Source organism: Propionivibrio soli, from assembly GCF_025770765.1.
Classification (GTDB): domain Bacteria; phylum Pseudomonadota; class Gammaproteobacteria; order Burkholderiales; family Rhodocyclaceae; genus Propionivibrio; species Propionivibrio soli.
Genome location: NZ_JANZKY010000005.1, coordinates 185,960 through 209,502, shown reverse-complemented (window position 1 = coordinate 209,502; position 23,543 = coordinate 185,960). Strand labels below are relative to the sequence as shown.

At 58.4% G+C, this 23,543-nt stretch carries 24 protein-coding genes; 12 read left to right on the top strand and 12 right to left on the bottom strand.

Annotated features, from left to right (window positions below; genetic code table 11):
- The first annotated feature begins 6 nt into the window (after positions 1–6).
- From NZ453_RS07460 to NZ453_RS07450, 3 genes are all read left to right on the top strand, one after another.
- Positions 7–594 (top strand): BUD32 family EKC/KEOPS complex subunit, encoded by a 588-nt coding sequence (locus NZ453_RS07460; RefSeq protein ID WP_263769854.1) that lies wholly within the window; start codon positions 7–9, stop codon positions 592–594.
- Between the two features lie 66 nt (positions 595–660).
- The gene (locus tag NZ453_RS07455; protein ID WP_263769853.1) at positions 661–1,854 is read left to right on the top strand and encodes an O-antigen ligase family protein; all 1,194 of its coding nucleotides are present in this window, start codon (positions 661–663) and stop codon (positions 1,852–1,854) included.
- A complete protein-coding gene (locus tag NZ453_RS07450; RefSeq protein ID WP_263769852.1) occupies positions 1,847–2,500 on the top strand; it encodes a CatB-related O-acetyltransferase in 654 nt (217 codons plus the stop codon). The genes NZ453_RS07455 and NZ453_RS07450 overlap by 8 nt, the downstream gene beginning before the upstream one ends.
- On the opposite strand, the gene NZ453_RS07445 is transcribed toward NZ453_RS07450, so the two are convergent.
- Genes NZ453_RS07445 through NZ453_RS07420 form a run of 6 tightly spaced genes read right to left on the bottom strand, consistent with a single transcriptional unit; the run spans position 2,473 to position 9,538 of the window.
- Positions 2,473–3,351, bottom strand: coding sequence for a glycosyltransferase (locus NZ453_RS07445; protein WP_263769851.1), 879 nt, complete (start codon positions 3,349–3,351; stop codon positions 2,473–2,475). The two genes, NZ453_RS07450 and NZ453_RS07445, sit on opposite strands and share 28 nt — an antisense overlap.
- Positions 3,352–3,372: 21 nt before the next feature.
- The gene (locus tag NZ453_RS07440) at positions 3,373–4,536 is read right to left on the bottom strand and encodes a glycosyltransferase (protein ID WP_263769850.1); all 1,164 of its coding nucleotides are present in this window, start codon (positions 4,534–4,536) and stop codon (positions 3,373–3,375) included.
- 12 nt (positions 4,537–4,548) lie between these two features.
- The gene (locus tag NZ453_RS22045) at positions 4,549–5,616 is read right to left on the bottom strand and encodes a CgeB family protein (protein ID WP_263769849.1); all 1,068 of its coding nucleotides are present in this window, start codon (positions 5,614–5,616) and stop codon (positions 4,549–4,551) included.
- On the bottom strand, positions 5,613–6,635 hold the full coding sequence (locus tag NZ453_RS07430) for a glycosyltransferase family 9 protein (RefSeq protein ID WP_263769848.1): 1,023 nt from the start codon (positions 6,633–6,635) through the stop codon (positions 5,613–5,615). The genes NZ453_RS22045 and NZ453_RS07430 overlap by 4 nt, the downstream gene beginning before the upstream one ends.
- A 15-nt stretch (positions 6,636–6,650) precedes the next feature.
- Positions 6,651–7,775, bottom strand: coding sequence for a glycosyltransferase (locus tag NZ453_RS21915; protein WP_275983101.1), 1,125 nt, complete (start codon positions 7,773–7,775; stop codon positions 6,651–6,653).
- 20 nt (positions 7,776–7,795) lie between these two features.
- Positions 7,796–9,538 carry a carbamoyltransferase family protein gene (locus tag NZ453_RS07420; RefSeq protein ID WP_263769846.1) on the bottom strand — a complete coding sequence of 581 codons (1,743 nt, stop codon included), beginning with the start codon at positions 9,536–9,538 and terminating at the stop codon, positions 7,796–7,798.
- Between the two features lie 312 nt (positions 9,539–9,850).
- Here NZ453_RS07420 and NZ453_RS07415 point away from each other — a divergent pair, with 312 nt between their 5' ends.
- Positions 9,851–11,383 (top strand): ArnT family glycosyltransferase, encoded by a 1,533-nt coding sequence (locus NZ453_RS07415; RefSeq protein ID WP_263769845.1) that lies wholly within the window; start codon positions 9,851–9,853, stop codon positions 11,381–11,383.
- Positions 11,384–11,403: 20 nt separating this feature from the next.
- Here NZ453_RS07415 and NZ453_RS07410 read toward each other — a convergent pair whose 3' ends face one another.
- Positions 11,404–12,291 (bottom strand): lysophospholipid acyltransferase family protein, encoded by an 888-nt coding sequence (locus tag NZ453_RS07410; protein WP_263769844.1) that lies wholly within the window; start codon positions 12,289–12,291, stop codon positions 11,404–11,406.
- 171 nt (positions 12,292–12,462) lie between these two features.
- On the opposite strand from NZ453_RS07410, the gene NZ453_RS07405 reads away from it, so the two are divergent.
- The 4 genes from NZ453_RS07405 to xerC are packed head-to-tail and all read left to right on the top strand — an operon-like array spanning position 12,463 to position 15,407.
- The gene (locus tag NZ453_RS07405) at positions 12,463–12,963 is read left to right on the top strand and encodes a GNAT family N-acetyltransferase (protein WP_263769843.1); all 501 of its coding nucleotides are present in this window, start codon (positions 12,463–12,465) and stop codon (positions 12,961–12,963) included.
- Positions 12,964–13,008: 45 nt separating this feature from the next.
- Positions 13,009–13,839, top strand: coding sequence for a diaminopimelate epimerase (gene dapF / locus NZ453_RS07400; protein ID WP_263769841.1), 831 nt, complete (start codon positions 13,009–13,011; stop codon positions 13,837–13,839).
- Entirely contained in the window at positions 13,836–14,489 is a 654-nt protein-coding gene (locus NZ453_RS07395; RefSeq protein WP_263769840.1) for a DUF484 family protein, read from the top strand. The genes dapF and NZ453_RS07395 overlap by 4 nt, the downstream gene beginning before the upstream one ends.
- Before the next feature lie 18 nt (positions 14,490–14,507).
- Positions 14,508–15,407, top strand: a complete 900-nt coding sequence (gene xerC / locus NZ453_RS07390) for a tyrosine recombinase XerC (protein ID WP_263769839.1) — start codon at positions 14,508–14,510, stop codon at positions 15,405–15,407.
- Between the two features lie 19 nt (positions 15,408–15,426).
- Here xerC and msrB read toward each other — a convergent pair whose 3' ends face one another.
- On the bottom strand, positions 15,427–15,894 hold the full coding sequence (gene msrB, locus NZ453_RS07385; RefSeq protein WP_263769838.1) for a peptide-methionine (R)-S-oxide reductase MsrB: 468 nt from the start codon (positions 15,892–15,894) through the stop codon (positions 15,427–15,429).
- A 123-nt stretch (positions 15,895–16,017) separates the two neighbouring features.
- On the opposite strand from msrB, the gene NZ453_RS22165 reads away from it, so the two are divergent.
- From NZ453_RS22165 to hslV, 3 genes are all read left to right on the top strand, one after another.
- Positions 16,018–16,500, top strand: coding sequence for a Fur family transcriptional regulator (locus NZ453_RS22165; RefSeq protein WP_420851614.1), 483 nt, complete (start codon positions 16,018–16,020; stop codon positions 16,498–16,500).
- 183 nt (positions 16,501–16,683) lie between these two features.
- Positions 16,684–17,859 (top strand): STAS domain-containing protein, encoded by a 1,176-nt coding sequence (locus NZ453_RS07380; RefSeq protein WP_263769837.1) that lies wholly within the window; start codon positions 16,684–16,686, stop codon positions 17,857–17,859.
- A 9-nt stretch (positions 17,860–17,868) separates the two neighbouring features.
- The gene (gene hslV, locus NZ453_RS07375) at positions 17,869–18,405 is read left to right on the top strand and encodes an ATP-dependent protease subunit HslV (protein WP_263769836.1); all 537 of its coding nucleotides are present in this window, start codon (positions 17,869–17,871) and stop codon (positions 18,403–18,405) included.
- Between the two features lie 89 nt (positions 18,406–18,494).
- Here the strand turns inward: hslV and NZ453_RS07370 are convergent, their stop codons facing one another.
- Together NZ453_RS07370 and NZ453_RS07365 are read right to left on the bottom strand one after the other, a co-directional pair.
- On the bottom strand, positions 18,495–19,334 hold the full coding sequence (locus NZ453_RS07370) for an HDOD domain-containing protein (protein ID WP_263769835.1): 840 nt from the start codon (positions 19,332–19,334) through the stop codon (positions 18,495–18,497).
- Entirely contained in the window at positions 19,331–19,651 is a 321-nt protein-coding gene (locus NZ453_RS07365; protein ID WP_263769834.1) for a hypothetical protein, read from the bottom strand. The genes NZ453_RS07370 and NZ453_RS07365 overlap by 4 nt, the downstream gene beginning before the upstream one ends.
- A gap of 113 nt (positions 19,652–19,764) precedes the next feature.
- Between NZ453_RS07365 and hslU the strand changes: the two genes are divergently transcribed.
- On the top strand, positions 19,765–21,096 hold the full coding sequence (hslU, locus tag NZ453_RS07360) for an ATP-dependent protease ATPase subunit HslU (RefSeq protein WP_263769833.1): 1,332 nt from the start codon (positions 19,765–19,767) through the stop codon (positions 21,094–21,096).
- 36 nt (positions 21,097–21,132) lie between these two features.
- Here the strand turns inward: hslU and NZ453_RS07355 are convergent, their stop codons facing one another.
- Both NZ453_RS07355 and NZ453_RS07350 read right to left on the bottom strand, forming a co-directional pair.
- Positions 21,133–21,996: an alpha/beta fold hydrolase gene (locus NZ453_RS07355; protein WP_263769831.1), complete on the bottom strand. Its 864-nt coding sequence runs from the start codon at positions 21,994–21,996 to the stop codon at positions 21,133–21,135.
- A 147-nt stretch (positions 21,997–22,143) separates the two neighbouring features.
- Positions 22,144–23,367, bottom strand: a complete 1,224-nt coding sequence (locus tag NZ453_RS07350; RefSeq protein WP_263769830.1) for an MFS transporter — start codon at positions 23,365–23,367, stop codon at positions 22,144–22,146.
- Positions 23,368–23,543 lie beyond the last annotated feature (176 nt).

Here is a 23,543-nt window from a genome sequence, read left to right as displayed (position 1 = left end):
AACTGCATGATACAACTCGATCATCCCGCTTATCTGGCCATGCGCGAAGGCGCCGAGGTCATAGAGGACGACTATTACGGTGACAAAGTTCTTCGTTTGCCCGATGGGAGCTATCTGAAACTATTTCGGCGCAAGCGCCTTCTATCTTCGGCGGCCTGGTATCCCTACGCCCAGCGTTTCGCGGACAACGCAGAAGCGCTTTCGAATCTCGGCATACCGGTGCCAAAGATTATCGCCGTCATGCGGATTGACTCGATTCGGCGTGATGCCGTGCACTACGAACCGCTGGCCGGCGCCCCTTTGCGCGCCTTAATGCGCAACGGCCTCGGGGACGACACAGAGCGGCAACTAAAGGCGAAGTTCAACGAATTCGTCGTCCGCCTGCATAATGCCGGTGTCTATTTTCGCTCGTTGCATTTGGGTAACGTCATACTATCGCCCGATGGTCGCATGGGCCTCATTGATTTTTCGGACCTGCGCATCTTCCGATCTTCCCTTCCAAACTACTTGCGTCGTCGAAACATACGCCGTATCGAGGGAATCGAAGAGGAAAAACACTGGATCGACCGGTCAATTGTGTTGGGTAAGCGCTGAGTGGACTCGCGCCGAACGGTTACGTTATCGGTTTTCGAGCCGTTATGAGCAAGCAAAGGAGCATAAATGATTGTTGAGGAGTCTCCCCGGGCCAAAACGACTCTTTCTGAATGGCGAGAGAAACTGGAGAACTTTCTGGTTGAACGTGTCTTGCCTGTCGGTTTGTTTGCGCTTGTTTCAGGCTTGCTGTGGATTGGCGACCATGGCTATTACTCCAAGTTGTTCTATTGGCTCATGGCTCTGCCGACGATTGTGCTGGTCGCGTTGCGGCCGGCCTGTGTTGGCGTCGTTCTTCGTTCGCCCATTGCGGTCACATACCTTGCGTTCGCTGTGTATATCAGTATAAGTGTGACATGGTCAGCGGCTTCCGATGCGCCGGATTTGCTGAAGCGCCCCTTGTTTGTTGCAGTCCTCTTTTTAGCAATTCTCAGACTTGCACGGGAGCGATTCGAACTTGTCATCGACTCGATGAAGTGGTCGGCGATGGTGGCAGCAGTTGCTGCGCTCGTGACGTTAACACTCTATCTTCAAGCCGGTGGAGCGGGCCGTCTCACGGGATACGGAGCGGTCCACAACCCGCTTCTGGTTTCCCATGTGTTTGGGTTCTTTGCGGCGCTGTGGCTGGCCTTCTATGTGACGGACCCGCGCCCGTTTCATTGGCTCTCGCTTGTCTCGATGGGCCTCTGCTCAGCTCTTATCGTTGCCACGGGATCGCGCACCCCGCTTGTGGCCCTTGTTGCGGCCGTCGGCTGGCTCGCAATCGCTGCCCGGAACCGTAAGTCGGCGGCCCTTGTTGCTACGTTCGTCCTTCTAGGTGTTTTGACTGTTGTCGTTGCCCCAGACCTCATCACCCAGCGAGGGTTGTCGTATCGGAATGAAATATGGGCAGGTACGTTGGCGCAGATCTCAGAGAAGCCTTGGTTCGGTCACGGCTACGGAAGTTCCTTTTCGATCCAGCTAGCGGATTTCTCATACCCGTTCAGTGACCCTCACAATCTTCTTCTGTCCGTCCTGTATTCTGGAGGAGCGGTGGGTTTCCTTCTCTGGGTTGGTATGTACGCTGTCGCTTTTGTCTCGGGATGGCGGTTCCGGTCCGACAAGTGGGTGAAAATTGCCGCTACGACCGTCGTTTACGGACTGGCTGCTGGCATGACGGAAGGAGGATCGTTCCTTTCGAGGCCCAAGGAGCACTGGCTTCTCATTTGGGTCCCGTTGGCGTTGTTGTCGGCAGCCACGGTTAAGGCGCGAGCGGATGGGTAAGCGGAAAGATTCGAAATTCCGGTCTTGGCTCCGGAAGGCCTTAGGGCGGGAGCGGATTCCGAAGTTCTACCGTGGGCGAGCAAAGTTTCTCGAACGGTATCCCAACTACGAAATCGGGTACGGGACCTATGGACTTCCGTTTGTTCACGACTGGCACGAAGGAACGACTCTAAGGATCGGTTCCTATACGTCGATTGCCGACGACGTGCATATTTTTCTCGGGGGACACCATCGTACGGACTGGGTGGCATCGTTTCCGTTCCCTGCGTTTCTAGAGGAGGCCGCTCATATCGCGAGTTATGGGGGAAGTCATGGCGACGTGAATATCGGCAACGACGTATGGCTTGCCTCCGGCTGCACGATCTTGTCAGGAGTTACCGTCGGCGATGGCGCTGTCGTGGCTGCGCGAGCCGTCGTGACGAAAGATGTGGCGCCTTATTCGATCGTTGCCGGTAATCCAGCGCGGCATGTGCGATTCAGATTCGAAGAAGAGACTCGCGCTGCGCTTCTTGCCAGCGCCTGGTGGACTTGGCCGGAATCCGAGGTTCGGGAAATCGTTGCTCTGCTTTGTTCAACCGACGTATCGGCATTTCTCGATTACGCCTATCGGCGGGCCGGTCAAACGACTTCCGGCGCGAACGGATAACGCAAGAGGCTGGCCAGTGTCCTCCGGTTCCAAGCCTTGAGAGGAAGTTGGGCGAGCAATTCCCTGGCGAGCGCCTTGTCACGCCGAGAAGCTTTCACCAGCATCGAGTTGATGAAGCGGCATCGCACCTGCTCGTACGCTGGGTGGTCCGAATAGTCACTGTAGATACGCAAAATGCTCTCGGCCATGAAGCGAATGTTCTTATACGTGTTGGTCGGGTGCTTTCGGTAACGGGCCAACGTCGTTCCAAGCGCGTCGATGTAGTACCCTGCGTGCGTGATCTTGAGTTGAATGTAAAGATCCTCGAGACGGATCGATGGATCGAAGCCGCCGACTTTGTCGAATGCTTCCTTACGTATCAGCATGGTGGGGGCGGGCACATAAGGTTTACGTTCGAGAAAAACGTCATCGAAGTTCATACGCCTGAAACCCGGTTCCGCGTGCCGTTCGGATTTCGGGTAGGGCGTACCATCCGAATGCATGAGTTCGATATTGCCTGCACACATTCCAACGTCCGGCTTATCGGCGATGTGGGCCATCTGCAGCGCCAGGCGATCTTGCAGCATGATGTCGTCGGACCCAAAAGCTGCGACGAATGTACCCCGGGCGCGGGCAAATGCTTCGTTTAGTGTATGCGTCAGTCCTTTGTTTTTCTGCGCAATGAACTCGAACGGGTGAGTAGCCTGCAGGGCTTGGATCCTGTCGACGCTGTCGTCAGTCGAACCGTCATCTATGACGATTAGTTCGATATTCGGATAAGTCTGCCCAAGGACGCTGAGAATCGATTCCTCAATGTATGGTCCATGGTTGAAGCAGGAAATAACTACTGTTACTAGATTGTGATCCGCCATGGCCCTGTTTTTCCGCGATGCCTAGTTTTGCACGCCAAGTGCTATGCCTCGGGATGAAAGCGCGCTTTCAACGAGTTCAAGGTACTTCCGCCGATAAGTCTCGATTCCATGGTTCGCGCGGAGATACGAATATGCTTGCTCGCCTTTTGCTCGGAGCGCGTCGGTCGAAAGCGATAGATATCGGTCGAGCGCGGCTGCAAGAGCCGTAACATCGGCTGGCGGGACGGCGATGCCGCCAGCCCCATCGACCAGCGGCCGCATCGCAGGGATGTCGGAGGCGATGACCGGAAGATGCCCATTCATTCCCTCAAGAAGTGCCAAGCCTAGTCCTTCGGTCAAAGAGGGCATGGCCCAAATGTCAAAGGCGCGCACGTATTGTTTAGCGCCCGCCCGGAAACCAAGCAGTTTCACGCGGTCCTTCAGCTTCAGATGGGCGATTTCTCCTTCGAGAAATTCTCGCTCGCGGCCTTCGCCAATGATCGCGAGCATGGCATCGGGGTGCTTCGCAGCAACACGGGAAAATGCTTCGATCAGGTGGTCGTGACCTTTTACCCGGACCAGGCGACCGGCTGCTCCGATGATCCTGCCCTCGGCCGGGAGACCGAGGGCACGCCGTGCCTCTGCTCGAGACAGCTGATTTGCCTCGACCTGTTCAATGTCGAGTGCGTTAGTTATGGCAACGGTATTGCTTTCCGTAAATCCACAGCGCTTTTCGATTAGATAGCTGGCTACGGCAGGCGAAACGCCGACGAAGCGCCACGACGCGTCAACCAGAACCCTCATGCGTTGCCGCCGCCAGAAAGGATCATAGGCGCCGAAACCATGTGCAATACCCACGCATACGGGAATTCGGAGTAAATGATTGAGGACCATCAGAAGATTAGTCTGCTTGTATCGGTTGCAGATGATGACATCGTAATCGCCCTTTTTACAGAAGCGATAGATTTCCCACATCAGTCTTAACCGTAACCCCCGAAGCATTGTGTCGGGAAAGTTAAAGTAAACCGTCTCGTCCGCTCGGCTTTTCGGGTGCCCTGGCTCGGGTTTGCCGCGAAGAAACGCGCTGGTTACCGTATAGCGTTCCTTCGGAAAAGCGGCAATGATCTGTTCTGCGAGATCCGAATAGTTGTGCGAGTTCTCGTGGTAATCCGGTTGGATTTGCAATAGCTTGACGCGTCTGTTCATAGTGCCTTGCCGTTATGCGCAGGACTCGCAATCACGCCATAGATGAGTAGACAATTGGCGTATTCGAGAAGCCCACGTGTGCTGTCTAAGGAACTTCTCCTGCCCGTTTCGCGCGATCCTATCGCGGGCGTCGTCGTTGTGCAGGTAGTACTCCACCTTCTCCGCTAGCTCGCGGGAGGACCTAAAGACATCGATGTCCGTCCCAATCTCGAAAAGGTCCTCGATTTCCTCGCAGTAATCCGTCAGCAGCATCCGCCCTGCGCCAAGTGCTTCGAAGATGCGAAGGTTGATTCCCGTCTCGGCGCCAAAAAAATCGGAGCGCGTGATATTCAGGATAATGCGTGAACTTGCCAAGAGTTTATGTAGTGTTTCGCCCCAGACCGGAATGTCGACGATCCTCGCCTGGAGAGGTTGCGAGATGAGTGCGCGATGGCGTTCCCAGCGATTGCCGTAGATAGATACGTGCTCTCTGATTCTCTCGAGAAGAAAGATGCGACGCAGGTCACCGCTGCCGACGAATAGTGCCTCTATGGTCGACTCAGATGTCGGCAATTGAACCGGGTTGGCCCCGAACGGAAGGTGAACGGCGTCCAGCCCCCGGGTGTCGCGGAAGAAGCGGGTCGTGACCTGGGAAAACGAAAAGACGCGATCATAAATAGGCAGCTCGTTCTCAACGAAGAAAATGAACTCCCGGCGTCGCGAATAGAGGTTGCAGCTGTCGGTGTCGTAAAGGAATAGCCGTGCACCACATCGTGCGGCGGCTTGTTTAAGGAACTGCGGGCTGAAGAATTTGTAGGCGAATCCGACGACAAGAATATCGCTTGGCTGCTCGCCTTCGAGCCGGTCGTTCAGATCGTTTTCGATGAGGCGTGGCAGGAAATAGAACCCGTCGCGATCCGTCCGCTTATTCGCCGCTTTGGCGCATGCGGACCTCACCCCATACAGCGATCGCGTTTTCTGGCGCAGGCAATCGAAATGAACGGCCTCAACGCCGATCTCCTGGAATGCCGCCGTGATCTCGCGTCCGAGCGGAACCCCTGCGATTCCATCGAGAACGAAAATTTTCTTGTTTCTTGTCACCTCAGCCTCGCTAGCGCGTCAATAATATCGGAGGTGCTCACGAACGGCCCCCAAATCGGGCCGTCGAACCAGGGAATGGTAAGCCGTGGGCAGATCACTTCCGCCGGCCCCCATGACGGGCGCCAATGGAATGCCGGGTTCCTCTTCCGGTAAATCGTCACTACCGGTATGCCCAGGAACGACGCGAGATGGCCGTTGCCCGAGTCGTTTGCGATGACTGCTCCGGATTCATAAAGGTACGCACTCAACTGGCCGATGTCCGGAAAAACCGGCGTGTCGAAAACGTTGCCAGGCATCGCGCTCCATTCAGGATGGTTCCGCGGGGCTACGACGATTTTCGGGTCGTACCCGCGTGCCCTAAGCTCATGGCAGAGTGCAAGGAAAGACTTCGGCGGCCAGTTTTTCTTCTTAGGGCGCGCTGAATCGGGGCTGACGACGATGCGCTCCGGGTAACGACGATAAGCCAGACTGGCGGGGGGCGTCAGCTCAACTCCGCGCGCGAGTCGTGAAAGCCCCATCCGGTGTCTCATGAAGTCCAGCATGATGTCGATCATGCTTTCGCTAGTGAACTTCCGGAAACGTATGGAGCCGCTGGCCTGGAGCAAACCGCGCAACTCCTCGAACACCCCTGGATCGCAGGTTTGGCGTACGCGCTCTGTGTGGTCGAAGTACCAATTGGCGGGCGGCTTCTGGCAGATCAGCATCCACTTTTCGCGCATCGCGGTCGCCGTCTGTTCGTCCATGCGATCGCGCACGAACTGTGGTGGACTCATGATCACCAAGTCGTAGCCGTCGAAAGCAGAATCGAAGGCTTCTGGCTCAGGGTAGGGCTGAATCGTTAGCTGCGGCATCCACGCACGCATCTGAAATGCGAGGTCGCCAAAATAGGTGACGTTATACCCATTCAGACGGAGATTTTCGGCCATCATCAGGTAGAGGAGACCGTCACCCAGCGAACTGTACGCGACGAGCGCGATACGCGAACGCTTAAGCGATGGGGAGTGTGCCGTATCGTTCATGCGACGACGCATTCCTCAGGAAACGCGCAGTGCATGTCGGGTCATCGGCAGTGCGAAGAACCGTTGGCGAGCGGCATCGTCGGAGAAAAGCCGCTCAAGCCTGTCCATACCGTCTTCGACGATGGTTCGTTTCGCATTCTCGTTTGTAGGCGAAAAGAAAGCTACGAGTCTGTCCGCAAGTTCCTCAGCATTTCCGAGCGGAAATAAGCAGTCGCTTCGCCCGATGACTTCCGGAGCACCGCCGCAGTCGGTCGCCATTACCGGCACTCCGGCCGCCATTGCTTCGAGCAGCACCATGCCGAAGGGTTCATGGTCCGAGCTGAGTACGAATAGATCGAATGCGGCGAACAAGCGTCGCGCATCGGGAACCTGGCCGACGAAACGCACATCGTCAGCGATTCCAAGCTTTTGTGCTTGGTCCCGCAGCGGTTTTTCAAGCGGGCCCTTGCCGGCAATGACGAGCAAAGTATTCGAGCCAAGGGACGGGCGGGCTTTGGCGAACGCACGGAGAAGCGTTGCCTGATCCTTGTCATGATGCAGTCGGCCAACGTTTCCAATTACCGCCGCTTCCTGTGGCAAGCCCAACGTTGTTCGCGCAATGTAGCGCGGCAACACCTCGGCCCGGGCTATGCCGACATCGAGCCTATTGTGTAACGTCTCGATCCGTTCGATGGGCCAGTCGGGCAAGCAACGCCGCATGTCGTCCCGCACGGCGTCCGAAACGCCTAGTAGAGCTAACCGCTTGCGGAACAGGTTAACAAACCAGCGCCTGGGCGCACGTTCGTAGCCGCCGAACGCGTGGTGTACGCCAATGACGGGCAGGTTGGTTGCGAGGCACGAAATGTAGATGGGCTTGAAGCGGTGCGCGATGATGAAGGCAAAATCCCTTGTCGCTACCAAACGCTTCAGTGCCCTTATCGCACCCAACTTGAGTCCGCGGATGTCGCGGCTGCGAAAACCCAGGAAACGCACTTCATCAGAAGCTGAAGCGCTCTCAACGCTTACGTGCGGATCGCCCGTCAGATAGACCGTGAGGACCTTGTAATTACTGCCGTGAAAAAGTGCCGCATACTGCCGTGCGACGTCCAGGAACGGTCCGTAATACCCGTGGCAAAACTGCAATATCCAACGTTCGGCCATGCCGCCCCACCTGTTACCTGTTAAACGGAAGTTTTTATTTTTCGTACCAGAATGTCTTCCATGACCAGATACTCGAGATCCGAACCGTAAAACATATTTAGCGCGTCGGTTGGCGAGCAGATCATCGGTTCCCCTCGCCGGTTCAACGAGGTGTTGAGGACCACGCCGTTGCCGGTGAGTTTCTCGAGTTCAACCATCAGATCGTAGTAGCGAGGATTGAAGTCGCGCTTCAGTACTTGGGCGCGCGAGGTGCCATCTTCATGCACGACTTCTGGCACTCGCTCTTTCCACCCCGGGGCGACTTCGAAAGTAAAGGTCATGAAAGGCGCTGGGTGTTCGCTGCCAAGCATTTGCGGGCCCACCGTGTCGAGCATGCTGGGGCAGAAGGGGCGCCACCGCTCCCTGAACTTGATCTGCTCGTTGATGCGGTCTGCGACGCCGGGGGCACTTGGGCAACCAAGAATCGAGCGGCCTCCGAGTGCGCGCGGGCCGAACTCCATGCGGCCGTGGAACCAGGCGACCGGGTTGCCGGCGGCGAGAATCTGCGCAATATCGCGCGGCACGTTGTCGATTCGAGCCCACTGCGGTTGGGCGGGGTGGCGTGCGCAAGCCGCGATGACGTCCTCATTGCTGAATGCCGGGCCCAGATAGAGGTGTTCCATCTTTTCGACCGGCACGCCGCGTTCGACCGAAACGTAGGCGGCAGCGCCCACGGCAGTTCCAGCATCGCTGGCGGCGGGCTGTACGAACAGTTCTTTCAGGTCGGTCCGAGCGATGATGCGCTGATTGAGCTTGACGTTGAGTGCACCACCCCCGGCAAAAGCGAGTTTGCCCGTCTCGCGCAGGATGTCGCCCAGGTAGTAGTCGATCATCTGCAGCGAGATGTCCTCGAACAGCTTCTGTATGCTTGCGGCGTAATGGATGTAGGGATCATCCGCGATGTCGCCTACGCGCTTTGGGCCAAGCCAGTCGATTAGCTTTGGCGAAAAATAGTAGCCCTTCCCGTTTTCCTTGTAGCGGCGGAAGCCGATCACGTTCGCGTAATCGGTGTTGATCGTCAGTTCGCCGTTCTCGAATTTCGCGAGGCGGGAGAAATCGTACTTGCTTGGGTCGCCGTAGGGCGCCATACCCATGACTTTATATTCCCCATCGAGCATCTCGAAACCGAGAAACTCGGTAATGGCACCGTATAAGCCGCCGAGCGAGTCCGGGTCGTAGAATTCCTTGATCTTGTGAATCCGTCCGTTTTCGCCATACCCAAAGAAGGTCGTGGCGTATTCGCCCTTACCGTCGATGCCGAGAATGGCGGTTTTCTCGTGAAACCCGGAGCAGTGATAGGCGCTCGCTGCGTGTGCCAGGTGGTGTTCGACCGGGACGATCTCGATCTCTTTGAGATCGAAACCGAGCTGAACGAGGCACCACTCGATGCGCTTTTTGTATCGATGATAGCGGCGGTTGCCAGCGAAGATGGCATCGAGCGAGCGGTCCGGTGCGTACAAATAGCGACGGGCATAGTGCCAGCGCGCTTTCTCGGTGAGGCTGATCGGCGCATACGGAATGGCGACGCCGTCTACATCCCCGGGCTTGATGCCGGCGAATTGAAGGCAGAATTTGGCCGCTTCGTAGGGCATCCGGTTCTTGGCGTGCTTATCCCGAACGAAACGTTCCTCTTCTGCGGCGGCGACCAACTTACCGTCGATATATAGCGCCGCTGACGGATCGTGCGTCAATGCGCCGGAAAGTCCCAATATTGTTAAAGCCACGGTAAGTCTCGCTATGCTGAAACGCCCGAGGTGGCGAGAGCCGCCTCGAATAGGCAAAAGCCCGAAGTATACCTGCGCCCTTCGCCGACGGGCAGATTGGGCATCCAATCGAACTTGCCGGATTTAGTTGAAGTTATTTCTAGCAGGGATAGAACCACGGGATTCGCGCATTATGTCATTCGGTGCGTATTGCACAATGCTTGCCCGATTGCGTGCATGAACTGCCGGTTGCGAGTGCGCAACGAAGACAAGCAACTCTGCTCGCTATAGACTCTGATCCTCTCTAAAAACGGATCGAAACTACCGCTCATCATGCCGTCATCGCTCAAAACCCTACTCGTGCTCCTCTCGTTACTGCTTCCCGCTCTGCTCGTGGGTTTAGGCGATCGTCCTGTCTACAAAATCCAGGAGGTAAGAATCGCCGAGACGGCGCGTGAGATGCTGGTGGACGGCAACTGGGTCGTGCCGCGATTCAATGGCGAGTTGCGGTTGCAAAAACCCCCACTCCCCTACTGGCTGACAGCCGCGAGCTATCGTTTTTTCGGGGTCGATGCGGTGGCTGTGCGGTTGCCGGCTGTGATCGCCGGCCTGCTGCTGGCTTCGCTTCTCTGGAGATGGATAGGGCGCGAGGCAGGTCCCGAGATCGCGTCGGCTAGCGTCCTGCTTCTGATTGCTTCTTACCTCGGCCTGCGCTACTTCCGCAGCGGTGAGGCCGACGCGGTGTTACTGCTTTGCATCACAGCAGCGTGTGTGCTGGGGTACGACATCCTGAATGGAAAAGGAGCAGCCGCCCGGCGGGCGCTTTTCGGACTTGCGTTAGGACTCGGTTTCCTGAGCAAAGGGCCGGCGGCCCTCGCGATTCCGCTGCTCTCGCTTGCGCTGTTCGCCCTCACCGAGAAACGCGCCGCGCGTCCGCTTGCGCCGCTGACACAGTTGTTTAGCATTCCAGGTGTGCTGCTTCTCATCCTCGTGGCTTTCGGTTGGTACGCGTGGGTTTTCGCCACAATGCCTGACATTGCGCAGAGCTTTTTCGGCAAACAGGTCGACGAAACCTTCATCAGCGGTAATCACGCCAAACCGCTGTGGTGGTATCTGGGACATCATTTTGAGTTCTTCGCGCCTTGGGGTGTCCTTGTCCTTCCCGCGGGGTGGATGGCTTACCGCGGCAGTCGAGGCGAAACCCCGGCAATCGTGCGGTTTGCATGGTGTTGGCTGGCGGTGGTGTTCGTCCTTTTAACGGCTACCGTGAATAAGCAAATGCAGTACGCTTTACTGTTTGCTCCGCCGCTTGCGCTCATTCTCGGCTACTACCTAGTCGCGGCAAGCGGTCGCTACGCCAAGATCAACCGCGCGCTGTTCGGCCTTTTCTGCCTCGTCGCGCTTGCTGTGGTCATTTATGCGGCGCGTAAGCTGGGGGCATCGGCGTCATTGCTTCTGTTGGCCGCTATTCCGTTCGTTCCGCTGGCGTTGAAACTCATCCTCCGGGAACGGGCGACTTCTGCTGCCGTATTGTTTGTGGCTGCGGCTACGGCCATGGGATTCCTTTACAGCGAGGCCTATCTTTCGAAGGAACCTCGCAAGGTTGCCGCACAGGTACTCGGAATGGCGGCGGCTGCGCGGTCGCCGCTGTATCAGCTCGATCCCCCGGGTAACGGCGCGGTGTCGTTCTATGCCGGAAAAGCCGTGCCGCCGATCGTGGCGGAAGATATTCCGCTTCGCCTCCTCGATCACGACGAGATCTGGCTAGTCCTGGAAGGCGAGGTCCCCGCTGTCGACGGAATCGTCTTCGAGTCCGTCATGCAATCCGACGAAATGGCGCTTTATCGGGCACGTCGGCGGGAATAGCCGGGCGGCGTGGCTATTGGCTAGTACGGTCGTTCCTCGCCCTCGGGGCGGGTCTTGAAGCGACGGTGCACCCAATAGTATTGCTCGGGCATCGTACGCACCGCAGATTCGATCCACGCGTTCATGCGCCGGGTGTCGGCGTCGACGTCTTCGCTTGGAAAATCTGTCCAGGCATCGCCAACCTCCACGCGGTAGCCTTGACCACCAGGAAGCATGCGGGTAATACAGGGAACGACGGCAGCGCCCGCTGCACGGGAGAGGCGGGAAAGACCGGTAATCGTGGCCGCCAGATGGCCGAAGAACGGGACGAAAATCGAGTCCCGTCGTTTTGCATTGAGGTCCGGCAAATAGTACAGCGGGCGTCCCGCCTTCATGGCCTTGACCGTTGCCCGGACGCCTTCCTGCCGCGATACCAGGAGTTGATCGCCAAAGCGTTTGCGGCCGCGGAATAGCAAGTCGTTGAATACTGGATTCGTTTGTTCGGCGTAAATGCTGACCGAATCAAAGCGCATCGCGATTCCGACACCGCCTGCGTCGAGGCCGACGAAGTGTGGCGCCAGCAGGATAATCGGGCGCCCGGCCTCGCGAAGTGCGCGGATTTTTTCGTCGCCTTCAACGCTGATCAGTCGGGATAGCCGTTGGGGACTGCTCCACCAAAGAAGACTACGCTCGATGATGCTCCGGCCCAGGGCTTTGAAATGTGCACGAGCCAAGCGCCGCTGCGCCGCCGCGTCAAGTTCCGGGAAGCACCAGGCGAGGTTTACCGAGACGATTTTGCGTCGCCGGCGCCCGAACGTGTAGAGAACCAAGCCGAGGGCCTTCCCAAGACTGACCAACGCGGGCAGCGGCAGAAAGTGCAATAGCCAGAGTCCTGCGACCGGGACCAGGCTCGACGCCCGCCTCAGCATGGCCTGCAGTCTCTCTTCGGGACGGTTTTGTGCGGCGGGTTATGCAGTAGCTTCATGGCGAAAGGGCATAATTGCGACAAAGGCGCGGAGTTTCCTCGCACACCTGACTCGGCGTTGCGCATTGTATTGCCAATACCGCGTACCGGCCACTTCGATACCACGATTAAACAAATGCAAATTGCCGTTTTCCCGATTGCCACTGAAGAAGTGGAGGTGATCGCCGCGCTTGCTCGCCTTGTGTGGCAGGCGGCGTACGCCGACCTCATCAGCCAGTCGCAAATCGATTACATGCTGGAACAGCGCTATAACGCACCACGCATGCGGGAAGAACTCTGCACGCCCGGTATTTGGTGGGACAAGGCAATGGCCGGCGGCGAGATTGTCGGATTCGCCTCGTCACTACTCCAGACGCCTGAGGAAATGAAGCTCGATAAGTTGTATGTCGATCCGGCGCGGCAACGAGCGGGAATCGGTGCTTGCTTGGCGGAACACGTGGCGGCACGAGCGGCAGCGCTTGGGTGCCGCAGCCTGATCCTCGCAGTGAACCGAGGTAACGTCCGCGCCAAGGCCGCTTACGAGAAATATGGCTTTACCGTGCGTGAGGAGCGTAAAAGCGACATTGGCGGCGGTTTCGTCATGGACGACTTTATAATGGCGAAGCCGCTAGCGTAGTCCGCGACTGAGACGTTCGACTTTTCTGGACCCATTCGGATCGCCATGAAGATCACATTTACCAAAATGCAAGGATTGGGCAACGATTTCGTGGTGCTCGACGGTATTCGTCAGCACCTGGCGTTGACTGCTGAGCAGATGCGGTTTCTGGGAGATCGGCATTTCGGAGTCGGTTGTGACCAGATACTCCTTGTCGAGAAAGCCGAGAGCCCAGGACTCGATTTTCGCTATCGCATATTCAATGCTGACGGCGGAGAAGTTGAGCAATGCGGAAATGGCGCTCGTTGCTTCGTTCGCTTTGTGCATGAGCAAAGACTGACCGATCGGCGCGAAATCAGAGTGGAAACGATGCGCGGCGTGATTTCGCCCCGACTTGAGGACAACGGTAACGTCACCGTCGACATGGGCCAGCCCGTGTTCAAGGCAGCGCAAATCCCTTTCATTAGCGAGGGTGAGGCCTTGATCCACTCGCTACGTGTTGGGGAGGAGGATCTCGAGATCACCGCGGTCTCGATGGGTAATCCGCACGCTGTCCAGATTGTCGACAATGTCGATGCCGCTCCCGTCGAGAAACAGGGGCCGCTGATCGAGTCGCATCCGCGTTTCCCGCAACGCGTCAATGCAGGTTTCATGCAAATCGTAGGGCGTCACGCCATTCAGCTCCGCGTCTTCGAACGTGGCGTTGGCGAGACGTTGGCTTGCGGCACCGGCGCCTGCGCCGCGGTCGTCACCGGCATTGCCCGCGGGCTGCTCGATTCGCCAGTACGGGTGAGTACGCGCGGTGGTGATTTATCGATCGCCTGGGCAGGCGAGGGGACGCCAGTGCTGATGACCGGGCCTGCCATAACGGTTTTCACCGGAGAGATTGATCTATGAAATCCGAAGAAGTCGCCAAGTACCTTCTGGATAATCCGCAGTTCTTCGAAGAGCATGCCGATCTCGTGTCGCGGCTCGTCATCCCACACCCGCATGGTGGTCGCACGATTTCGATCACGGAGCGCCAGATGCTCAGCCTCCGTGATCGCAACAAGCAGCTCGAAGGGAAAATGGACGAGCTCCTGCAGTTCGGCGAGGAGAACGATTCGATCAGCGAAAAAATGCACCGGCTAGCGGTCGCAATGATTGCCGCCGGGTCGTTTCCTGCCGTAATCCATACGCTGAACTTCCACCTGAGGGATGACTTCCAGGTGCCGCACGTCGCGCTGCGTCTTTGGGATCATCCCGACGATAACGACGAGCTTCCGGAGTTCGCCGACGTCAGCAAGGATTTGCAGGTGTTCGCGGAAACGCTGAACCAGCCTTACTGCGGATCGACCTCCGGGTTCGAGACTTCGTCGTGGTTTGGTGATGCATCCAAGCATGTGCGTTCCCAGGCGCTGATCCCAATGCGTACTGGCGGTGGCACCATCGGCCTGATCGCGCTTGGCAGCGAGGACGTGGAACGCTTCTACGCCGGAATGGGAACGCTTTATCTTGAGCGCCTCGGCGAGATGGCGTCGGCAGCGCTTGCTCGCGTATTGAGTTGAAGGCGCGAGGAGGCGGATGTGACCGCCGATGAACAGGCTGACGCGTATATCGAGGAACTCGCGCAACAACGACGCGTTTCTCCGCATACGATTGCCAACTACAGACGCGATCTGTCCACGTTGTGCAAGCTCTTGCATGAAGGTACGCGGGAGATCGCGTTGGATGGGTTGCAGACCCATGAAGTGCGCCGCTTCGTTGGGCAACTCCATTCCCGCGGGCTTAGTGGCCGCTCGCTCGCCCGGTCGCTTTCGGCCTGGCGTGGTTTCTATCGGTGGCTTGGCCGCCGCGGTCTCGTAGCAGCGAATCCGGTTGACGGGGTTCGGGCGCCGAAGAGCCCGAAACGGTTGCCGAACGCGCTTTCGCCGGACGAGGCGGGGCGCCTTTTAGACTATGTGCCCGATTCGGTGGAGGACATTCGCGACCGAGCGATGTACGAACTTTTCTACTCTTCGGGGCTCCGTCTGGCCGAACTGGCCAGCCTTGATCTGGATTGCGTCGAGGATTTGTTGGCTGGCGAAGTCCGTGTTGTCGGCAAACGCAACAAGCCCCGAATCGTTCCTGTAGGCTCCAAGGCGCGCGAAGCGGTGGCGCTATGGATGACTCGGCGGGTCGAACTTGCTTCCCCGGACGAGCGGGCCGTCTTTGTCGGCAAGCGAGGGGCACGAATCAGCCCACGCGTTATCGAGGAACGGCTCAAGCGGCGTGCGCAAGCGCAAGGACTGCCAACGCACGTGCACCCTCATATGCTGCGCCATTCGTTTGCGTCGCACGTGTTGCAGTCATCTGGCGATCTACGCGCGGTACAGGAAATGCTCGGCCACGCGAGCATCGCCTCGACCCAGGTCTATACACATCTCGATTTTCAGCACCTCGCGAAGGTCTACGACACCGCTCACCCGCGGGCAAAAAGAAAATGACGGGCGATGGCCCGGCGGTTCAGTTTCGCGGTTCCGGAAGCGGCTCGCCTCGGGGAACGAAACGAAGCGCTACTCCGTTGTTGCAATAGCGCTTTCCCTTCGGCTTCGGGCCGTCGTCGAACACGTGCCCTTGATGCCCACCGCAGTGCGCGCAATGGTATTCGGTGCGCGGGTAGATCAGTTTTGAGTCGGTCTTCGTGTCGACCGCACCCGGCAAAGCGTAGAGAAAACTTGGCCAACCCGTGCCGCTGTCGTACTTGGCCGAACTATCGAAGAGCGGCCGAAAACAGGCCGCGCAGATGTACGTTCCCTCACGTTTTTCGTCATTGAGGGGGCTTGTCCCCGCGCGTTCGGTAGCGTCCTCGAATAGAACGCGGTAAGCCGTGGGATCCACGGTCTGGCTCCATTCGCATGTCGATTTTGCTTCGTTCATGAGCAACCCTTTCTTTACAAACGCCGTTTCGTACGGAATAGCGGTCTCATCCATTCGGCAATCGTTGGCGGGCTCAGTTCCAAGTTCCACTTCCAAGCCGGTTTTCCGCCGGAGTGGAACCCGATTGCACGGCGTTGGGGCCTATGGTGTAATCATCCGCGGCTCCTCGTCCCTTTTGTGTCGCTAACTACAGCCTTGCCAGTCCCTCACGCATCTTGTGTCGATCCCGTTGCCGAGCAAATTCGTCGCGCGGGCGCCCGTGCTACGCCGGCGCGAGTGTGCGTCCTGAAACTGTTGCGCGGCGCTCCCGCCGCATTGACGCATAGCGAGATTGAGCTTGCGCTTGGGGACAGCGCACTGGATCGGGTTACGCTCTACCGCGTGCTCGACTGGCTGGTGGAGCTTGGTTTGGCCCATCGGAGTTCCGACAAACACCGCGTATTCCGCTTCTCCGCGGCCTCGGAAAGCGAACACAAGACGCACGTTCATTTCCGCTGCGAGCACTGTGGCAAAGTGTATTGTCTCGACGCAGCGCCTCCTCTCGCCCCCGATTTGCCTCCAGGATTCTCGCTGTCACGGCTGGATTTCGACTTGAGGGGTATCTGCCAAGCGTGTTCGGGGGCTTTGGGTAAGGTTTCTATATCCCCGCAACCAAGGTAAATCGGAGTTAAGAGACCTCCGGGTCCCGGCCGGACTCGCGTCGAACCGACCATTTCAACGTTTCGACAGCAAGGCGCGAAAATTGCAGAGTGAATGGGGATGTGTTAAAAGATGAACCTCTCGGCTCACGAGAGTTCTCAACGCGTTATGGTTTTCTCCTTCTTCAAAAAGCCACCGGAAAAAATGGTCGCGAGACCCGCGGTCAAGCCACGCCCGTCGGGAAAACCCGAAGCACCATCCTCTGGAACCGGTGCAAACGCTGAGGCGGGAACCGCCTCCGCTCCGGCGGCTGAGCAGAAGATCGAAAGTCCGTCGATCGAATTTTCAGATTTTCGCTTTAGCCAAAGCGATCAGGGTTTTCAGATTGTCGAAGAGGCTGACCCGGTCGACGCCGCGGCCGAAGAGGCGGCGGTGCTCTTCTCCAATGGCCAAGACGAGGCGGCCTCGTCAGTTCTCGAAGCGGCGGCGCATGCCTACCACACGGCGAAAGCCGAACGCCTTTGGCAGATGCTTTTCGACCTATATCGCCTGACCGGGAAGAAAGCAGCGTTCGAGGCACTGGGGATTGAATACGCCCGCGGCTATGAAAAATCGCCGCCGAGTTGGCGTGATAAGTCCACCGGGTCGCCGAAACTTGTGGAACAAGCGGTTGGCAGCGTTTTGTTCAGAGGGGAATTGCTGGGGGAAAACGACGCTGGTTTTGAGGCTATGCGCCAGGCAATGGAGCGGTCGCCAAAACTGCGCGTTGATTTGTCTAAGGTGACTTGCCTCGACAACGACGGATGCGGACGCTTACTAACGCTTCTACAGAAGGCGCATAAGTCAAAGCGTGGGCTTGAGCTACTTGGTAGAGACGCGATTGGAGCACTCGTAGAGGAACGCGTCGAGGCAGGAAAGGCCGAGAACAGGGAGTGTTGGCTGCTGCTGCTGGAACTCTGCCAGATGCAAGGACAGCACGACGCGTTTGAGGATGTGGCCATTAATTACGCCGTCACGTTTGAGGAGTCGCCTCCTTCCTGGGAGCCGACCCGGGTTGCCACGCCGGAACCGGTTTTGCAATTGGCGGCCGATGCGCCCGACGAACTTGACGCCGATACCTACATGTTGCGCGGAGAGGTCAAGAACTCGCGCTTTACGGATCTCCCAGCGTACGCGGAATTCCACGACCCGGTGTTGATCGACTGCGCGGCCCTGAGGCGTATGGATTTCGTCAGTGCCGGTGCGCTGCTTAACGTTCTCACCACCATTCGGCGATCTGGCAAACAGATCGTGTTTCGCCATCCCAATCATCTTGTCGCGGAATTGTTCGGCGTCATCGGGCTGAAAGCCGTAGCGACGCTTGTATTCGCGAAGTACTAGAGGCCCACGATGGAGCAATACCACGGCACGACCATACTCTCCGTGCGTCGCGACAATCGCGTGGCCATGGGCGGCGACGGCCAGGTGACTCTGGGCAACATCGTCATCAAGGCCAGCGCCCGCAAGGTTCGGCGCATTTATCAGGAACGGATATTGGCGGGCTTCGCCGGTGGGACGGCGGATGCCTTTACGCTCTTCGAGCGCTTCGAGGCAAAGCTCGACAAGCATCAGGGCAACCTGCTGCGGTCTGCCGTCGAATTGGCGAAAGACTGGCGCAGCGATCGTGCCCTCCGGCGTTTGGAGGCGATGCTGGCCGTTGCCGATCAACAAAACTCGCTCGTAATCACGGGCAATGGGGATGTCCTTGAACCCGAGTACGGGATTGTCGCGATTGGTTCGGGAGGCGCTTTCGCGCAGTCCGCTGCGCGGGCCCTGATCGAGAACACGGCACTTGAACCGGTCGATATCGTGCGCAAGTCGCTCGAGATAGCCGGCGACCTTTGTATCTACACCAATCGCAGCTTTACGATCGAAACGCTCGGTTAAGGCGGCGCCGGAATACGCCTTAAAGAAGTGAGACCGTACGGCTTTGCGATGAGTTACTGCGGTGCACTCAAAGAATCACTCCCTGCTTGTCAGGCTCCCAACGCCAAGCGAATGCCATCGTACCGCGCCTCGATCTCCGCAAATTGACTGGCCAGTTTCGGCCACGAAATACCAAGTTTTGCGCAAGCAAGGTCGGATAGATCCGGGACACGGTTTTCCGGCTGCTCGCCGAGATCTAGGGCGTGGCTGAGAACCTCGGCAACGTGGATCAGGTCGCCGATTTCGCTGCCTATTTCGTCCGGTTCATGGTGAGCGGCGATGGCTTCTTCTGTTTCGATCGGCAATCGCCAGGCGCGAGCCAACATGCGGCCCGCGGCGGCATGATCGTAACCGAACACCGAGCGTTCCGCGGCAACCAGCGTAATGTCTTCCGCATAGTGGACTTGCAGCGTACGCACGTAACTTGCTGGACTCGCCGTATACATGAGCAACTGTCCAATGTCGTGCAAGAGCCCGCTCGTGAACGCGACGTCGGGATTGATGCCTATCTGCTCGGCCATGACGCGCGCGCAAATGGCGACACCGAGCGAGTGACGCCAAAGCAGGTGGGTGTCGAATCCTGAGTTGCGGATGTCGTATCGGTAGCTCAGCGCTGAAGCGAGGATGATACTGACGATACGGTCCACACCGAGGAACAGGAAGGCTTGCCGAACCGAATGAATCGGAGTCGAAAGCCCCGAAGCGACTGAGTTTGCAGCAGAAAGCAACCGCGCGACGATGACGGGGTCAGAGTTGATATGGTGAACCAGCGTATCGACATCGGCCTGCTCATCGCCGAGCGAGCGCATCAAGTAGCTCACCACTTCAGGCAACGAGGGCAGCGCCGTGGCGTGTGACGTGAGTTCGTGCAGCCGGGGTGTTGGCGTCATTTCGTCGTATCCAGACGGTATTGCAATACCGCTGCTCGGAGCGTTTGGCGTGCAGCACTCCCCGGTCCGCGAAAAATCTTCTCGACGCGGGATTGAGCAGCGGCGAGGTCGTCGGCGATCGTCAGTTCGTCGCGCGTATCCAAGACCTGGATCCAGACAGTTTCGACGCCGCGCCGAATGAGCCGGTCGATCGTTTCCAGATCGAGTTCGGTGTCGGCAGAGAGGAGCGTTTTGCCTTCGCGGTCTGTGACGGGTTTGGCGAGCGTCATTCCCGGAGCGATGCAGCCTGGGGAAAAGCACACAGTGCGGGACTTCATGGCGCGCTCCGGAATTGGTTTTTGGCATGAATGCTTGGCGAGGAAGTTTGCCACATCGCGTCGTCGATGAGAACATTATGTCCCGGTAACTCAGCAATGCAGCAGGCCTCCCCATGACGCAAATGACTCCTCAGGAAATCGTTCACGAGCTCGACAAGCACATTGTCGGGCAAAGCAAGGCCAAGAAAGCGGTCGCCATCGCGTTGCGCAACCGTTGGCGCCGCATGCAGGTCGACGAACCGTTGCGCCAGGAGATTACGCCGAAGAACATTCTCATGATTGGGCCGACGGGCGTCGGGAAAACCGAGATCGCCCGCCGCTTGGCGCGACTCGCGAACGCCCCGTTCATCAAGATCGAAGCAACGAAATTCACCGAAGTCGGCTATGTTGGCCGCGACGTCGAGACGATCATTCGCGATCTGGCCGAGATCGCCGTCAAGAACGCCCGCGAAATGGCGATGAAGGGGGTTCGCCCGCGCGCCGAGGATGCGGCGGAGGAACGCATCCTCGACGCATTGTTGCCTTCGTCGCGGGCGAATTTCTTCAACGACACGCAAGCCACTGATGAAAACGGTACGCGGCAGAAATTCCGCAAGAAGTTGCGCGAGGGCGAGCTTGACGACAAAGAGATCGAGATCGAAGTCGCTACGGCCGGCATGCAGGCTGAAATCTTTGCCCCACCAGGCATGGAAGAGCTGACGTCCCAAATCCAGGGCATGTTCCAGAATATCGGCGGCGCACGCAAGAAGTCGCGTAAGTTGAAGATCGCCGAGGCACGCAAACTCCTCATCGACGAGGAAGCTTCCCGGCTCGTCAACGACGATGAGATCAAGGTAGACACGGTGCGCAACGTTGAACAAAACGGCATCGTTTTTCTCGACGAGATCGACAAGATCACCTCGCGCAGTGAAGCCCATGGCGCCGACGTATCACGGCAAGGTGTTCAGCGCGATCTATTACCGCTTGTCGAGGGAACAACGGTGTCGACGAAGTACGGAATGATCCGCACCGACCACATCCTGTTCATTGCCAGCGGGGCCTTCCATCTGGCAAAGCCTTCCGATCTCATTCCTGAACTGCAGGGGCGCTTTCCCATTCGCGTGGAGCTCGAATCGCTGTCGGTGGCGGACTTCGAGCGCATCCTGACCCAGACCGACGCCTGCTTGACCATGCAGTACCAAGCGCTGCTTGCCACCGAGGGCGTCTCGCTCGAGTTCCAGCCCGATGGGATCAAGCGACTGGCCGAAGTGGCGTGGTCGGTGAACGAGCGTACCGAGAACATCGGCGCGCGCCGACTTTATACGGTCATGGAGCGGCTGCTTGAGGAAATTTCATTTACGGCGGGGCGTGCCGGTACCGAAACGGTATCGATCGATGCCGCGTACGTCGACAGCCGGCTCACTGAACTCGCGCGCAATGAGGACCTTTCGCGCTACGTCCTCTAGCGTACGCGCACCGGCTGATCGCCTCCCAAAGCGCGATCAGGGGAAAAAGGCTTCGACCAGACGGGCAAGTGCCTCCGGCTGGTCGTGATGGTGATTGTGCCCGCACTCGTCGATCACTTCCTCCTCGACCTGAGCGAAGCATGCCATCCGTTCCCGATAATCCTCCGGATGCTCGACAAACTGCGCCATCGCCGGCGATTCGCGCCCGGCGACCCAGAGCGTCGGGGCCGTAATGCGACGCCAGCAGGCCTTGGCCTCATCCAGTGGGTACAGAACCGGGTTGATCCAGCGGTGACGCGGGTCGCCGGCGAAGACGAAGCCGCCATCGCGGGCGAGCAAAGCGTGTTCGGAAAGAAAGGCCGCGCGCTCGGGCGTCAAGCGCGGGTTGTCTCGGCACAACCGAACCGCGAACTCCTCGCGGCGTTGATACTGGCGGAATGCCGAGTTGTCGTCGCGGATCTGCTGCAGCCACTTTTCGAAGCGCGTCGGCGTTTCGCCGGGGACGGGGATCCAGGGCGCGAAACCTTCGAGCATCGCTAGGCGTTCGACACGGGCGGGCCGGATTCCGGCGTAGAGTCCGGCCACGATTCCGCCGAGGCTGTGTCCGATGATTCGGGCCGCCTTCCCCGGCGAGTAGCGTTCGAGCAGGATATCGAGGTCCGCGATGTAGTCGGCAAACCAGTACGCGCCGTCATTCCATTGTGTCAGGCCGAAACCTCTCCAGTCTGGCGCGATGACACGCCAGTCTCGCTGCATTTCGTCCATCGTGAACTGGAATGAGGCCCCAACATCGCCCCAGCCGTGCAAGAAAAAGAGTGTCGGCGCATTGTCGTCGCCCCACGTCCTGACGTGATAGCGCCGACCGCGCACGGAAATGAATTCGGTACGAGATGGTTTCATCCTGAGCCTCAAATCGTGCTACGGCGCCGGGCGTTACCGGCGGTCGCGCCGCAGTCACGTTATTGTTCCGCTTTACCGCTCAACATGCCGACTGCTCTATGCGGCGCATCGTGCAGCGCGGGTGCGAAGAGCCGCTATTCTAATGCTTCAAGACGTCGCCAACGCGGCTTGCTGCACCGGGGCCTCCCGAATGGGCAGATTGACGATCGCGGCCAAGCAGGCGAGGACGATATCCCCGTACCACATCCACGTGTAGTCACCGAATCGCGTGATGGCGATTCCTCCGAGCCACGCACCGAGAAAGCCGCCGGTCTGATGCGACAGCAGCGTGAGGCCGAACAACGTTCCGAGGTAGCGGACGCCGAACAGCTTGCCGATGATCGACGCGGTGGGCGGCACGGTAGCCAGCCAGGTGAAGCCGAGCCCGGCTGCGAACAGATAGAAGGTAACGTCGGTTCGTGGCGACAGGAGATAGAGCGCGATCAAGGCGGCGCGCGACGCGTACATCCAGGAGAGTACGTATTTGCTCCGGTAGCGTGCAATCCACGCCCCGGCATAGAGGCTGCCGACGATGTTTGCTGCTCCGATGATCGCCAACGACCAGCTCGCCACCGAGGGAGGGAGTCCGCACAGATTAACTTCGCCTGGCAGATGGGTGACCAGAAACGCGATATGGAAACCGCACGTGAAAAAGCCGGCGTGTAGCAACAGATAGCTCCGGTCCTTCAAGGCATTTCGCACGCTTTGTCCGAGCTTGGGTTCGTCCGCACCCGTGGCCGCTTGGCCCACATGCCCTGGAGTACGCGCCAACACACCGATCAGGGGTAGAGCGCCCAACGTCGCCAAGGCAAGGGCCCAAAAAGCGTTTGCCCAACCCAGCGCCTGGATAAGCTTTTGCAGTATCGGGGCGAAGACGAACTGACCGAAGGATCCGCCCGCGTTGATTACCCCCGATGCTGCGCCGCGTGCATGAACCGGCAAGCGGCTAGCCGCCGCGCCGATGAGAACTGAGAAACTCCCTGCGCCTGAACCGATGGCTGAAAGCAGCCCGAGCGAAAACACGAGGCCCCAGGTGGTGTTCATGAACGGTGTCAGGGCGCTGCCGAGCACGAGGAGGACGATACCAACCTGCAACACCCGTTTCGATCCCCAGTGGTCGGCCACAGCGCCGGCCACGGGTTGGATGGCTCCCCACGCGAACTGCCCTACGGCCATCGCGAAACTGATCGACGCGATCCCAAGGCCCGTAGCGGTATCAATGGGCGCCAGGAAAAGGCCGATCGACTGGCGGGCGCCCATCGTGATCATGAGAATGCCCGCAGCGGACAGCGTAATGGCCCATATGGCGGGCGTATTCAGAGTGCGAAACATAGAGCATCCCGGGGAAGCGCGGCAACGGTTTGGAGCAGTGATTGTAAGGCCGAGTTCAGATTTCCCGGCTGACGGAGATTTATTGTTTCCGGTTCTCACCGTGATGCGTTTAAGATCCGGTTAAGGCCGGCGGCCGATACTCAGCGCTTCAACAACAAAATGGAAGGTCGGTCCGT